The sequence below is a fragment of the Streptomyces sp. NPDC001220 genome, assembly GCF_053597895.1.
In genome coordinates, this window is record NZ_JBSFJE010000018.1 from 164,998 (window position 1) to 178,700 (window position 13,703).

A 13,703-nucleotide genomic window follows, 5' to 3' on the forward strand; every position below is an offset into this window, starting at 1 on the left:
TCTGCCGTCATCAGCCATCATGACCGTCGGACCCGTCCCCCGAGGAGCCCTCCCGTGCACCGTCCCTCCCCCATCGAGACACAGCTCGCCACGGAGCTGGCCGAGGCGCGGCCGGACCTGGTGTCCGGGTACACGGCCGAGCTGCCCGGTGCGCGGGCGGCGGTGCTGACCCGGCTGTGGCGGGCGCTGGCGCACGAGCCGCTGCCGTGGGTGGCGCGCCGGGTGCGCGGGGCGCACGGCCTGGCCCTGTGGCTGGCCGACGGACGCGCCCTGCACGGCCCGCGCGCGGATCCGTACGCCACCGACGCGTATGTGACCGCCGTACGACTGGACGGGGTGTCGTACGACGACCCGGCACGGTTGATGACGGATCTGGGGTGGCCGCACTCGGCGGGGTTCGCGGCCGAACTGGGGCACAGCGCGGCGTCGTTGGCGCTCTCGCGGGCCGACCGGGAGTTCCCTCCGAAGGAGTGGCCCGGGCAGGACTGGGAGTGGGAGCAGCGGGTGGTCGACGGGCATCCCTTCCACCCCAACTGCCGGTCCCGGCCCGGTTTCTCGGTGGCGGAGCAGCTCGCGTACGGGCCGGAGCACCGGCCGGCGGTGCGGCTGGAGACGGTTCCGGTGGCGGCCGGGGACTGTCTGCTGACCGGTGACTGGCCGGAGGAACTCCGGGACGCCGGGCGGCTGTTGATCCCGGTGCATCCATGGCAGACCGCCCATGTCCTCAAGGGCGGCCCCGGCGAGCCCTGGCGGACCGCGCACCCCCTGATGTCCCTGCGCACCCTCGCCCTGCCCGGCGGACCGCATGTGAAGACGGCGCTGAGCGCCCGGCTGACCTCGTCCGTCCGGGACATCTCGACGTACTCGATCGACGCGGCCATGACCCTGTCGTCGTTCGCGACGGACCTGGCGTCCCGCACGGACGGGCTTCTGCACTTCACCCGCACCCTGGGCGCGGCCACCGCCCACTCCCCCGACCTGGCGGCCGTGTTGCGCGAGTCGCCCGAGGCGTACGCGGCGCCGGGCGAGCGGGTCCTGCCGGTGGCCGCCCTCGCCACCACGGCCCTCCCGGAATCGCCCTCCTGGCTGGCCGAGTTCACCCGGCTCGCCCTGACCGTGGGGCTGCGGCTGCTGGACCTGGGCGTGGCCCTGGAAGCACACGGCCAGAACCTCCTGGTGGTGCTGTCCGGGACCGGCGCGCCGCTGCGGCTGGTCTATCGCGACCTGGCCGACATCCGCCTCAGTCCGGCCCGTCTGACCCGGCACGGCATCACCCCGCCCGGGCTGACGGGGCGCCTGGTCACGGACGACGAAACGACGCTGCGCCGCAAGCTGTTCGGCTCTCTGGTCGCGGGCGCCCTGGCCGGCACGGCGGGTTCCGGACCGGCTCTGGCGACGGCGCTGGGGACGGCCGTACGGGACCTTCCCGCCACCCCCGACCTGACGGCCCTCCTCGAAGGACCGGTGCCGGCGAAGGCGTTGACGCTGATGCGGCTGTCGCCGGAGGCACCCGGCGACCACTGGGCGGCACTGCCGAATCCACTGGCCGACGGGCAGTGAGCGCTCACCTTCCCGCCCGCCACCCTCCGTTGGCCCGCCGGCCGCTCTCCTTTTGGCATCCGGACCTCGTTTTGGAGCCCGGCCCCTCTGATCAATAGGATCCGCCGATGATCAGAACACAACGGACGGCGGCAGGAGTCTGCGCTCTGCTCGCCGCCCTGGCGGCCGGGATCGCGTTCCCCGGCGGAGCGGTCGCCGACGAGACGGACGAGACGGGTCAGGCCGCTCCCAAGGTGGAGCTCGTGCTGGACGTCAGCGGTTCCATGCGGACGGCTGACATCGACGGCGGCACGCGGATGGCCGCGGCCAAGCAGGCCTTCAACGAGGTGCTCGACGCGACGCCGGAGGGGGTCCAGCTCGGCATCCGCACGCTCGGCGCCAACTACGCCGGAAACGACAAGAAGACCGGCTGCAAGGACACCGCGCAGCTCTACCCGGTCAGCACCCTGGACCGCACCGAGGCGAAGACCGCCGTCGCCACGCTCTCGCCGACCGGGTGGACCCCGATCGGCCCCGCGCTGCTCAAGGCGGCCGACGATCTCCAAGGCGGTTCCGGGACCCGCCGTATCGTCCTGATCAGCGACGGCGAGGACACCTGCCAGCCGCTGGACCCGTGCGAGGTGGCCCGGGAGATCGCCGCCAAGGGCGTCGGGCTGACCATCGACACGCTCGGCCTGGTGCCGGACGCCAAGACCCGGGACCAGCTGAGCTGCATCGCGGACGCGACCGGCGGCACCTACACCTCCGTCCAGCACAAGGAGGAACTGACCGACCGGGTCGGGCAGTTGGTGCACCGGGCCGCCGATCCGGTGGTGACGCCGGTGGCCACGGACGGCAGCGGCCAGTGCTCCTCGGCGCCCGCGCTGAAGTCCGGGCTGTACACCGACCGCGAGGAGTTCGGGCAGCAGCGGTGGTACAAGGTCGACGTCAAGCCCGGCCAGGAGCTGCGGGCTTCGGTCAGCGTCGCCGCCGACCGGGCCGTCAATCCGGACTACGGGGTGCTGTTGCGCGCGGTGACCGCGCAGGGACGCGAGATCGTGCGCGGCGAGGCGTCGGGCACGGGCCGTACGGATGTCATCTCGACCGGTCTGCGGTACCCGAAGGCCGAGAGCGACGACGAGGACACCACCCCGGAGAGCGTCTGTCTCCAGGTGACCAACTCCTTCTCGGCCGCGGCCGGCGTGAAGACCAGCCCCGGTCTGCCCGTCGAGCTGACGGTCGACGTGGTGGACGGACCGTCGAAGGCGTCCGACGTCGCCTCCTTCGGTCTCGGCCGCGGTTGGTGGCTGCTCGGGGCGCTGGTGCTGACCGGCTTCCTCGCGGGTCTGGTGTGGGGCTGGGTGTCGCGCTGGCGGGTAGCGGTCTGGAGGACCAACTGATGTCGATCACACGTGTGTTGAGCGCCGCCCTGCTGGCGGTTGGCCTGGCCGCGGGCCCGGCCGCCGCCGACGACGCCTCGCCCTCCCCGAGCGCCTCGGAGGACAGTGGCGCGCCCACCCAGGCGGGCACGTCCTTCCGTACGGCCACCGAACTCGACCAGGGACAGCAGGGCACCGCGGGCGCGTCGACCGGCGACTACCTGTACTGGTCCTTCCCCGCCGACGCCGGCCGGCGTCCCGACGTCCAGGCGACGGTGAAGCTGCCCGGCTCGCACGCGGCACAGACCTGGCAGCTCGACGTGTACGACGGGCTGCGGCGCCGCCAGGCCTGCCAGTACGGCGCGGCGACCCGCACGGCCGCGCAGGGCACCACCTCGGTGCGGCTGGCCTGTGTGACGCGCACCGTCCGGGCCTGGTCGGAGCCGTGGGCCAACGACCCGCTGCCCGGCACGTACTACGTCCGGCTGACGGTGGTGGACCTCGGCAACGCGGACCTCGGCCAGCCGGTGAGCGCCGAGGTGCGGGTGGACTCGAAGGACATCGGCGGTTCGGCGGCGGTGGACGGTTCGCTGGCGAAGCCGCTGGTTCCCGGGATCGCGGTCAGCTCCGAGAAGAGCGACGGCGACAGCAAGGCCGCGGTGCTCTCCAGCTTCGGTTCGGACGACGGCTGGTCCTCCGGCTGGTGGACCGACCGCTGGGTGTGGACCGGGATCGGCGGGGTGCTGGCCGCGCTGGCCGGCATCGGCGGATACGCGTTGACCCGAGGGACGGGACGGCCGTACCGGGTGCCGCCGGGCGCCTGACCTGACGTAACCGGTGACCGGGCCCCCGTTCGCGGCGGGCCCGGTCACCGTTTCAGGCGTCCCGCAGCCCCTTCGCCAGCGCGCCGTCCCCGGTCACCGTGACCCGCCCGGCCCGGACCGCGTCCGCCAGGCTCAACTCCCCCCGGGCCAGGGCCGTACATGTCCCGATGTCGAGCACGAGCCGTGCGTCGGGTTCGCGCGGCGCGGGACCGTCGCCGTACACCGGGCCGTCCTCCGCACCGGCGTGCAGATGGAAGTCCCCGTCCCCGAGCCGGACTTCGACCAGCCCCTCGCCGTCCAGGGCCCGCAGCAGCGGCAGTGCGAACCAGTGGGCGCGGACCGCGTCGGTGGGCCGGCGTTCGCCCAGCTCGGGCTCCCCCCACCTGCCCAGCGCCTGGATGACCGGCAGCAACTCCCGCCCTCGCGCGGTGAGTTCGTAGACGTACGCGGCGGCCGGCGGGGGCAGCCGCCGCCGGGTCGTGACCCCGTCCCGCTCCATGTCCTTCAGCCGCGAGGCGAGGACGTCCGTACTGACCCCCGGCAGATCCGCGTGCAGGTCGGTGTAGCGGCGGGGACCGGCGAGCAGCTCCCGGACGATCAGCAGGGTCCAGCGGTCGCCCACCACGTCGAGGGCGCGGGCCGCGGAACAGTACTGGTCGTAGCTTCGGCGAGGTGACATGCGACGCAGTCTAGACAAGATGTTGGACTTTCCAAGCTGCTACTTGGTAAAACCAAGCAACACGAGTTTCCGGAGGGGCGCATGGAGTTCCGGCAGTCCAACAAGCTCAGTGAGGTCTGTTACGAGATCCGCGGGCCGGTGATCGAGCACGCCAACGCGCTGGAGGAGGCGGGCCACAGCGTGCTGCGCCTGAACACCGGCAACCCGGCGGCCTTCGGCTTCGAGGCACCGGAGGAGATCCTCCAGGACATGATCCGGATGCTCCCGCAGGCACACGGCTACACCGACTCACGCGGCATCCTCTCCGCCCGCCGGGCCGTGGCCCAGCGCTACCAGGCGCTCGGCCTCGAGGTGGGCGTCGACGACGTCTTCCTCGGCAACGGCGTATCGGAACTGGTCTCCATGGCCGTACAGGCGCTGATCGAGGACGGCGACGAAGTCCTCGTCCCGGCCCCGGACTTCCCCCTCTGGACCGCCGTGACCACCCTCGCCGGCGGCAAGGCGGTGCACTACCTCTGCGACGAACAGGCGGACTGGTACCCGGACCTGGCCGACATGGAGTCGAAGATCACGGACCGCACCAAGGCCGTGGTCATCATCAACCCCAACAACCCCACGGGTGCCGTCTACCCCAAGGCGATCGTCGAGGGCATCCTCGACCTGGCCCGCCGGCACGGCCTGATGGTCTTCGCTGACGAGATCTACGACCAGATCCTGTACGACGACGCCGTCCACCACTCGGCCGCGGCCCTCGCCCCCGACCTGGTGGTCCTCACCTTCTGCGGCCTGTCCAAGACCTACCGGGTGGCCGGCTTCCGCTCCGGCTGGCTGGTCGTCACGGGCCCCAAGCAGCACGCGAAGGACTATCTGGAGGGCCTCACCATGCTGGCCTCCATGCGGCTGTGCGCCAACGCCCCGGCCCAGTACGCCATCCAGGCCGCGCTCGGCGGCCGCCAGTCCATCCGCGAACTCGTCGTCCCCGGCGGCCGGTTGCACGAGCAGCGGACGGTGGCCTGGGAGAAGCTCAACGAGATCCCCGGTGTGAGCTGCGTGAAGCCCAAGGGCGCCCTGTACGCCTTCCCGCGGATCGATCCCAAGGTGCACCCGATCCACGACGACGAGAAGTTCGTCCTCGACCTGCTTCTCCAGGAGAAGATCCAGGTCGTCCAGGGCACCGGCTTCAACTGGCCCGCCCCGGACCACTTCCGCATCCTCACCCTCCCGCACGCCGACGACCTCGAGACCGCGATCGGCCGGATCGGGCGGTTCCTGAGCGGATACCGGCAGTAGCACGGTGCCCGGGACCGGCAACCCGGGTAGCCCCTCCCCATGACCCAGCGCCCGCTGCTCCTCCTCGACGTCGACGGACCCCTCAACCCGTTCCGGGCCCGGCTGCTGCGGCATCGCGGGTACGTGACCCACAGGCTGCACCCGGCGAACTGGTCCGCCCGCCAGCGGCCCGGCTCCCGAAGGCTCCGCCGGGGCCTGCGGGTGCGGCTGCACCCGGGGCACGGGGCGCGGCTGCTCGCGCTGCCGTACGAGCCGGTCTGGGCCACCACCTGGATGCACGAGGCCAACGAGATGATCGGTCCGGCCGTCGGGCTCCCCGAACTGCCCGTCATCGAGTGGCCCGAGCTGTTCGCCAAGGATCCGGACGGGCTGTACTGGAAGACGCGGACCGTCGTGGCGTGGGCGGCGGGGCGGCCGTTCGTCTGGGTGGACGACATGGTCACCGACCTGGACGTCCGCCATGTCGCCGACCATCACGACGCCCCCGCGTTACTCCTTCCGGTCGACTCCCGCCACGGTCTGCGGGCGCGTGACTTCGCCGAACTGGAGCGCTGGGCTCATAGCCTCTGACGTATGGCTGATGTCTTTCTCGTCCGGCACGGTGAGACCGAGTGGTCGCGGTCCGGACGGCATACCGGGTGGACCGACGTGCCCCTCACCGAGCACGGGCGGGAGGAGGCACGGCGGCTGATGCCGCTGATCCGCTCGCACCGCATCGGCGCCGCCTTCGTCAGCCCGCTCCAGCGAGCCCGGGAGACCGCCGAGCTGATCGGCGTGCCCGACGCGCGGGTCGACACCGACCTGCGGGAATGGGACTACGGCGGCTACGAGGGCGTGACCACCGTGGAGATCCAGCGCACCCGGCCCGGCTGGTTCCTCTTCACCGACGGGGTGGCGCCCGGGCCGCCGGAGCACCCCGGGGAGACCCCGGAGCAGGTCGGGGAGCGGGCCGACCGGATGCTGTCCAAGGTCGAGGCCGCCCTCGCCAACACGGAGGGGGTCGTGCTGCTGGTCGCCCACGGCCACTTCCTGCGCGTGCTGACCGCCCGCCGTCTCGGCCTGCCCCCGGCCGACGGCGCCCTCTTCCAACTGGCGACCGGCACCCTGTGCCGTCTCGGCACGGAACACGACCGCCCGGTCATCGCGGGCTGGAACATCCGACCGGGCGAGCCGGGCCGGTAACGGCGCTCGGCGGACGGCGGACGGCGGACGGCGGACGGCGGACGGCGCTCCGCGGTCAGCGGACGGCGCTCGGCGGTCGGCGCTCAGCGGTCAGCGGACGGCGGTCAGCGGACGACGGACGGCGGACGGCGGACGGCGGACGGCGGTCGATGATGTTCGTCCGGTCGAGTGTCAGTGCGCGGTCGTAGCCTTCGAGGGACGGATCGGTACGCGTTCGTACGGATCGACGTACGCGTCCGTACCGGTCGACGCCGGAGAGGAGCCTGCCATGACCCGACCGCCCACCGCCGCGCAGCGGCGGGTCATCGATGCCGCCGATCCGGTGAGCGGGCGGCTGCGGGGTACGGAGGCGCAGTTGGCGGCGCTGGTGAAGCGGGGGCTCGCCTTTCGGCATCCGCGGCCGCCGCACGACCACTTTCTGACGCCCGCGGGGCATCGGACACGGGAGGAGGAGGCGGCGGCTCCGCAGCCCCCCGCGGTGGTCCCGGCCGAGCCGGACCGGGTGTTCGCCGCGCGGGTCGGCGGTGAGGAGGCCGCCGCCGACGAGCCCGCCCGGGCACGGGAGGTGCACAGCGCCTGGCAGGGGCTTCTGGAGCTGCGCCGGATGACCAACCCCGACGGTGCCACGGACCGGCCGTGCGGCTGGGAGCGTACGCATCTGGTGCGGGCCGCCGCGCTCGCCCTGGAGGCGGCCGGGCACCCGCCCGAGGGACCGGCGACCGCCGGCTACCGGGTGCGGGCGACCCCGCAGCCCGAGGCGGTCGCCGTGTACGCGCCGGCGGGCGAACCGCTGCGGGCATGCGCGGCCACCCTGGAGCGGGCGGGGTGGCAGACCGGCGAGTACACGGAGCCGCGGACCCGCACGCGCCATCTGCTGGCTTCGCCGCGCCGGGTGTGACGGTCGCGCCAGGACGCCGGCAAAGGATCAGCGCGTCGTACCCGGGACATCGTGCGTGAGAAGAGGTCTTCAGGGAACCGGCCTCGGCCCCGGACCTGTTCGGCTTCTGCGGGTCCGGCGCACCGCCACCGCCCGGTCCGACACCGGCCACGCGGTCGACACCGGCCACGCGGTCGACACCGGCCACGCCGTCGACGCAGGCTACGCGTCGAGCAGTTCGGGCTGGTGCTCGGCGTCGTAGTCCGCCCGCGCCTGCGCGATGTAGCCGCGGTTGTGCTCGGCCCAGTCGGTCAGCCGCTGCAGCGTCTCGTGCAGTTCCAGGGCCACCGGGGTGAGTCCGTACTCCACCTTCGGCGGCACAGTCGGATACACGGTGCGGGTCACCAGCCCGTCGCGCTCCAGGTTGCGCAGGGTGAGGGTCAGCATCCGGCGGCTGATGCCCTCGATACCGCGCTCCAGCTCGGTGAAGCGGATGGGTCCGTGCGAGGCCGCGACCAGGATCTGGACGCTCCATTTGCCGGCCACCCTGTCAAGAACCTCGCGGACCGGGCAGGAGCCCGCATTCACGACCTGGACGGTTACACCGGTGTTCCTCTGGGACATCGAGCTGCCTCCTTACGTCTCCCCCCATGGTCACTCACCATGAACTCCGTTACAAGTCGTGCACCTTGTGCACGATCGGTTCCCGTTCAGCTGCCTGGTGACTGTTCAGCTGCCTGGTGAGTTTCTACGGCGATTGCGGAGGCCTGAGGCCATGTCGACCACGACCGGAACACCGACGCCGACACCGGCGGCCCCGGTGGCACTCCCCCGAACATACCCCCGTTGGGCGTCCCTCGCCGTTCTGTGCGCGGGGACCCTGATGACCGTCCTCGACGGCAACATCGTCACGGTGGCGATGCCGGCCATCCAGCGCGACCTGGGTTTCAGCGGTCCCGGGCTGGCCTGGGTCGTCAACGCGTACCTGATCCCGTTCGGCGGGCTGCTCCTGCTGGCGGGGCGTCTCGGCGACCTGCTGGGCCGCAAGCGGATGTTCACGACGGGCCTCGCGCTGTTCACGGTCGCCTCCCTGCTGTGCGCGGTGGCGACCGGGCAGGGGGTGCTGATCGCGGCGCGGGCGATGCAGGGCGTGGGCGGGGCGATGACCTCCGCGGTGGTGCTCGGCATGCTGGTCGCCCTCTTCCCGGAGCCGCGTGAACAGGGCCGGGCCATCGCGGTGTTCAGCGCGGTGGGCGCGGCGGGCGGCGCGCTCGGCACCTTCCTGGGCGGGGCGCTCACCCAGGCGCTGAGCTGGCACTGGATCTTCCTGATCAACCTGCCGACAGGGCTGGCCGCCTGGCTCGTGGCCACCCGGATCCTCACCTCGGAGCGGGGCGCCGGCCTGCGCCAGGGCGCCGACTTCCCGGGCGCCGCGCTGGTCACCGGCGCCCTGATGCTCACGGTGTACGTCATCGTCGGCGCCGGCGACCGCGGCCCGCTGGCCACTCTCCTCCTGACGGCCCTGGCCGTCGCCCTGTTCGCGGCGTTCACCCTGCGGCAGGCACGTGCCCGGCGCCCGCTGCTGCGCCTGCGGCTGCTGCGCTCCCGGCTGCTCGCCGGTGCCAACGCCGTACAGGTGCTGATGATCGCGACGATGTACGGCTTCCAGTTCCTCGGCGCGCTGTACCTCCAACGTGTCCTCGGCTACGGAGAGTTGGCGACCGGTACGGCGTTCCTGCCAGCGCCGGTGGCGATCGGGCTGCTGATGCTGGGGCTGTCCGCGCGGACGATCGCCCGCTACGGCGCGTACCGGGTCCTGCTCTGCGGCCTGACGCTGATCGTCGCCGGGACGGCCCTGCTGAGCCGGATGCCGGTCGGCGCCTCGTACGCCGTCGACGTGCTGCCGCCGCTGCTGCTGCTCGCCGCCGGATTCGCCGCGGCGATGCCGGCGCTGACCGGGCTGGCGATGTCCGGGGCGCGTGCGGAGGACGCGGGTCTGGCGTCCGGGCTGTTCAACACCACCCAGGTGGTGGGCGGTTCGCTGGGGCTCGCGGTACTGAGCACGCTGGCGGCGAGCCGCACCGGCGATCTCCTCGACCGGGGTGCGGAGTTGATCCCCGCCACGGCGGAGGGCTACCGGCTGGCGTTCCGGGCGGCCACCGGGATCGCGCTGGCCGCCCTGGTGCTGGCGGCGGCGGTCCTGCGGCCGCGGAACCGGTGAGCCGGTACCACGGCCGCTGCGGGCCCTGTGCCGGGACCCCTCAACTCCCGGGGAAGAGGCTCTTGTTGTCCTCGACCCAGGCACGGAAGGTCCGGGCCGGGCGGCCCAGCGGTCAGGACGTACGTCCGTCCGGCGTGTCCGGCGTCGAGCAGGGCCCGCACCGCGACCTCGGCGATGTCGCGCGGGTCGATCACGCCCGAGGCGCCGTCCCCGGTCATGTTGGGCACCGGCTGGCCCGCCCCGAGCGCTTCCCGCGGATACGCGACGGCGGCCGTGGCTGCCTTGCTGCGGGACCATGTCCGTCCGTCGCGTCAGGCCCGGTTGCTGCATCTCCGTCGGCATCGGGGCCGACGGCCCGATCCCGGGGCCCTACTCCATGCTGAGCATCGGCGCGGCCGTCGCCGGCACGCAGGACACCGACGGGTTCATGGCCTGGCCGGGTCCCCTCCCGCGCGCAGCGAATCCTGACGGCGGCCGACGGCATTCCCAGGTGGCCGCACCGGTCCCAACCGCCGTTTCGGACACCGCTTCTGCTTCGGCCCGGTCGTGGCGTGCGCCGAGATGGACGGTCTCGGCACGCTCGGCCGGTTCGTCCGCACGCGGACGGTTACGAGATCGACTGAGGCGATACGAGGGGCGCGGCCCCCGGGGTCTCCGGGGCTTCGGAGGCCGTTCCCTTCGCTTCCGCGTGCCGCCGGCCCAGGTGGTTGAAGACGAGGTTGAGCACCACGGCCGCCACACAGCCCGTCGAGATGCCCGAGTCCAGGACGATCCGGGCGGTCTCCGGGAAGGCGTGGTAGAAGTCCGGTGCGGTGATCGGGACGATGCCCACGGCGAGCGAGACGGCGACGATCAGCACGTTCTCGTCCTTCTCCAGCCCGGCCTTGACCAGGGTCTGGATGCCGCTGGCCGCCACCGAGCCGAAGAGGACCACGCCCGCCCCGCCCAGCACCGGCCGGGGAACGACGGCGATCAGCGAGGCAGCCATCGGGCACAGGCCCATCAGCACCAGGAAGCCGCCGCCGACCGCGACCACGAACCGGCTGCGGATCCGGGTCATCGCGACCAGGCCGATGTTCTGGGCGAAGGCGCTGCACATGAACCCGTTGAAGAGCGGGCTGATCGCCGAGCCGAGGGTGTCGGCGCGCAGCCCGGCCGCGATCGTCCGCTCGTCCGCGGGCCGTTCGACGATCTCGCCCAGCGCCAGCATGTCCGCGGTCGACTCGGTCATCGAGACCACCATCACGACGCACATCGACAGGATCGCGGCGATGTGGAACTGCGGGGCGCCGAAGTGGAGGGGGGTCGGGAAGCCGACGACGTCCGCGTCCGCGACCGGGCCGAAGTCCGTGACGCCGAACGGCAGTGCGACGACCGTGCCGGCGACCAGGCCGATCAGGACGGCGACCTGCTTGACGAAACCCCGGGTGAAGCGGCGCAGGAGCAGGACCATGAGAAGGGTCGCGGCGGCCAGGCCCAGGTACTTGGCCGCCCCGTAGTCGGGCGCCGCCGGGTCGGGGCCCTGTGCCCAGCCGAAGGCCACCGGAAGCAGTGAGACGCCGATGAGGGTGATGACCGTGCCGGTGACGACGGGCGGGAAGAAGCGGACCGCCTTGCTGAAGAAGGGGGCGGCGAGGAAGCCGAGGAGGCCTGCGACGATCACCGCGCCGAAGATGACCGGCAGGGCGTCGGACTTGTCGTGGGTGGAGGCGGCGATCGCGGTCATCGGGGCGACCCCGGCGAAGGTGACGCCGTTGACGAACGGCAGCCGGGCGCCGATCTTCCAGATGCCGAGGGTCTGCAGGAAGGTGGCGAGGCCCGCGGTGAAGAGGCAGGCGCCGGTGAGGAAGGTCAGTTCGGTGCCGGACAGGCCGATGGCCGCGCCGACGATCAGGGGCGGGGCGACGACTCCGGCGTACATGGCGGCCACGTGCTGAAGGCCCGTGGTGGCCATTTTCAGGGGCGGGAGTTTCTCGTCGACGGGGTGCGAGGACACGGCGGCTCTCCTCCGGTCGGGTACGCGTCGGCTCTGACGCGGGTTTCAGGGAGGTCGTGCGGGACCGAGGGGGACGGAGGGACCGTTCCTGGGCGCGCGCGAGGAAGCACGCGCCCAGGAGACGGCGCCATGGACCCCGCTGGGGTCCACGGCTGCCGGCCGGGAGCCGTCCCTCCTGGCCGGAGCTGAAGTGCCGTACCGCTAGGTGCCGTACAGCTGAAGTGCCGTACCGCGACTCCGTACTTCAAGTGCTCTACGGAGACGGGGAGTTACTGTCCGGCGATGTGCGCCAGCCGCTGGGCCTCCGCCCGCGTGGCGCGGGCGATCGCGTCCTCGTCGACGTGCAGCAGGCGGTTGTCCTCGACGATCTGACGGCCGTTCACGAAGGAGGCGGTGACCGGGGCGGCCGCGCCGAAGACCAGGGCGGTCACCGGGTCGGCGATGGAGGCGTGGGCGAGTGTGTCCAGCTTCCAGAGCACCAGGTCGGCGAGCTTGCCGGGTTCCAGGGAGCCGATCTGGCTCGCCCGGCCCAGGACCTGGGCGCCGCCGTGAGTGCCGAGGCGCAGTGCCTGGCGGGCGTTGAGGGCGGCCTCCCGGTGCGCGCCGAGGCGGTTGATCAGCAGCGCGTTGCGCAGTTCGGTGTGGAGTTCGCCGGACTCGTTGGACGCGGTGCCGTCGACGCCGAGGCCGACCGGGACGCCGGCGGCGAGCATGTCGGGGACGCGGGCGATGCCGGCCGCGAGACGGGCGTTGGACGACGGGCAGTGGGCGACACCGGTGCCGGTGCGGGCGAAGGCCGCGATGTCGGAGTCGTTCATGTGGACGCAGTGCGCCATCCACACGTCCTCGCCGAGCCAGCCGGTGGACTCGAAGTAGTCGGTCGGGCCCATCCCGAACAGCTCCTTGCAGAACTGCTCCTCCTCGACGGTCTCCGAGCCGTGGGTGTGCAGGCGCACCCCGAGCCGGCGGGCCAACTCGGCTCCCTGTCGCATGAGTTCGGTGGACACGGAGAACGGCGAGCAGGGAGCGACGGCCACCTGGGTCATCGCGTCGAAGGAGGGGTCGTGGTGCTCCTTGACGGTCGCCTCGGTGGCGGCGAGGGCGCCTTCGAGGGTCTCGACGGCGAAATCCGGGGGCAGTCCGCCGTCCTTCTCGCTGCGGTCCATGGAACCGCGGGCGAGGGTGAAGCGGACGCCGGTCTCGCGGGCGGCGCGGATGACGGCGCCGGAGAGGTCGCCGGAGTTCTTCGGGTAGACGTAGTGGTGGTCCATCGCGGTGGTGACACCGCCGCGGGCCATCATCGCGAGCGAGCCCTGGGCGGCCGCGTACACCATCGGCTCGTCGATGCGCGCCCAGGTCGGGTACAGCGCGACCAGCCAGTTGAAGAGGTTGTGGTCGGTGGCCAGGCCCCGGGTGATCCACTGGTAGTAGTGGTGGTGGGTGTTGACCAGGCCGGGCGTCACCAGATGGCCGGTGGCGTCGATACGGCGTACGACGTTCTCCAGGCCCTCGGGTGCCCGGCCCGCGCCGAGCGACTCGATACGGTTGCCGGCGATCACGACGTACCCGCTCGCGTACTCGGTGTCGTGGGCGTCGACGGTCGCGATCGAACAGTTCTCGATGACGGTGCGCTGGTCTGCTGCCATGATTCGTCCTTTTCGCTCAGTGGACTTGTGGTGAGGGCACGGCAGGACCCCGGGGATTTGAGTGCCGCGG

At 72.3% G+C, this 13,703-nt stretch carries 12 protein-coding genes; 8 read left to right on the forward strand and 4 right to left on the reverse strand.

Going from position 1 to position 13,703, the window contains the following annotated elements; genetic code table 11:
- Positions 1 to 54 precede the first annotated feature (54 nt).
- The 3 genes from ACWDGI_RS35830 to ACWDGI_RS35840 all read left to right on the forward strand — a co-directional run bounded on the left by ACWDGI_RS35830 (position 55) and on the right by ACWDGI_RS35840 (position 3,742).
- Positions 55 to 1,560, forward strand: a complete 1,506-nt coding sequence (locus ACWDGI_RS35830; protein WP_450766343.1) for an IucA/IucC family protein — start codon at positions 55 to 57, stop codon at positions 1,558 to 1,560.
- A gap of 107 nt (positions 1,561 to 1,667) precedes the next feature.
- The gene (locus ACWDGI_RS35835; RefSeq protein WP_450766344.1) at positions 1,668 to 2,939 is read left to right on the forward strand and encodes a VWA domain-containing protein; all 1,272 of its coding nucleotides are present in this window, start codon (positions 1,668 to 1,670) and stop codon (positions 2,937 to 2,939) included.
- Positions 2,939 to 3,742 carry a hypothetical protein gene (locus tag ACWDGI_RS35840; RefSeq protein WP_450766346.1) on the forward strand — a complete coding sequence of 268 codons (804 nt, stop codon included), beginning with the start codon at positions 2,939 to 2,941 and terminating at the stop codon, positions 3,740 to 3,742. Before ACWDGI_RS35835 ends, ACWDGI_RS35840 begins: the two co-directional genes overlap by 1 nt.
- Positions 3,743 to 3,794: 52 nt before the next feature.
- On the opposite strand, the gene ACWDGI_RS35845 is transcribed toward ACWDGI_RS35840, so the two are convergent.
- The gene (locus ACWDGI_RS35845; RefSeq protein WP_450766348.1) at positions 3,795 to 4,421 is read right to left on the reverse strand and encodes a winged helix-turn-helix transcriptional regulator; all 627 of its coding nucleotides are present in this window, start codon (positions 4,419 to 4,421) and stop codon (positions 3,795 to 3,797) included.
- Between the two features lie 81 nt (positions 4,422 to 4,502).
- Between ACWDGI_RS35845 and ACWDGI_RS35850 the strand changes: the two genes are divergently transcribed.
- The 4 genes from ACWDGI_RS35850 to ACWDGI_RS35865 all read left to right on the forward strand — a co-directional run bounded on the left by ACWDGI_RS35850 (position 4,503) and on the right by ACWDGI_RS35865 (position 7,791).
- The gene (locus ACWDGI_RS35850; RefSeq protein ID WP_450766350.1) at positions 4,503 to 5,711 is read left to right on the forward strand and encodes a pyridoxal phosphate-dependent aminotransferase; all 1,209 of its coding nucleotides are present in this window, start codon (positions 4,503 to 4,505) and stop codon (positions 5,709 to 5,711) included.
- 39 nt (positions 5,712 to 5,750) lie between these two features.
- Complete coding sequence (locus ACWDGI_RS35855; protein ID WP_450766352.1) at positions 5,751 to 6,281, forward strand: hypothetical protein; 531 nt, start codon at positions 5,751 to 5,753, stop codon at positions 6,279 to 6,281.
- Positions 6,282 to 6,284: 3 nt separating this feature from the next.
- Positions 6,285 to 6,893, forward strand: a complete 609-nt coding sequence (locus ACWDGI_RS35860; RefSeq protein WP_450766354.1) for a histidine phosphatase family protein — start codon at positions 6,285 to 6,287, stop codon at positions 6,891 to 6,893.
- Between the two features lie 268 nt (positions 6,894 to 7,161).
- Positions 7,162 to 7,791, forward strand: a complete 630-nt coding sequence (locus tag ACWDGI_RS35865; protein ID WP_450766356.1) for a hypothetical protein — start codon at positions 7,162 to 7,164, stop codon at positions 7,789 to 7,791.
- A 201-nt stretch (positions 7,792 to 7,992) separates the two neighbouring features.
- On the opposite strand, the gene ACWDGI_RS35870 is transcribed toward ACWDGI_RS35865, so the two are convergent.
- The gene (locus ACWDGI_RS35870) at positions 7,993 to 8,394 is read right to left on the reverse strand and encodes a winged helix-turn-helix transcriptional regulator (protein WP_450766358.1); all 402 of its coding nucleotides are present in this window, start codon (positions 8,392 to 8,394) and stop codon (positions 7,993 to 7,995) included.
- A 259-nt stretch (positions 8,395 to 8,653) separates the two neighbouring features.
- Here ACWDGI_RS35870 and ACWDGI_RS35875 point away from each other — a divergent pair, with 259 nt between their 5' ends.
- The gene (locus ACWDGI_RS35875) at positions 8,654 to 9,991 is read left to right on the forward strand and encodes an MFS transporter (RefSeq protein ID WP_450766360.1); all 1,338 of its coding nucleotides are present in this window, start codon (positions 8,654 to 8,656) and stop codon (positions 9,989 to 9,991) included.
- A gap of 607 nt (positions 9,992 to 10,598) precedes the next feature.
- Here ACWDGI_RS35875 and ACWDGI_RS35880 read toward each other — a convergent pair.
- Positions 10,599 to 11,987 (reverse strand): nucleobase:cation symporter-2 family protein, encoded by a 1,389-nt coding sequence (locus tag ACWDGI_RS35880; protein ID WP_450766362.1) that lies wholly within the window; start codon positions 11,985 to 11,987, stop codon positions 10,599 to 10,601.
- Positions 11,988 to 12,256: 269 nt separating this feature from the next.
- Positions 12,257 to 13,633, reverse strand: coding sequence for an 8-oxoguanine deaminase (locus tag ACWDGI_RS35885; protein ID WP_450766364.1), 1,377 nt, complete (start codon positions 13,631 to 13,633; stop codon positions 12,257 to 12,259).
- Positions 13,634 to 13,703: the final 70 nt, after the last annotated feature.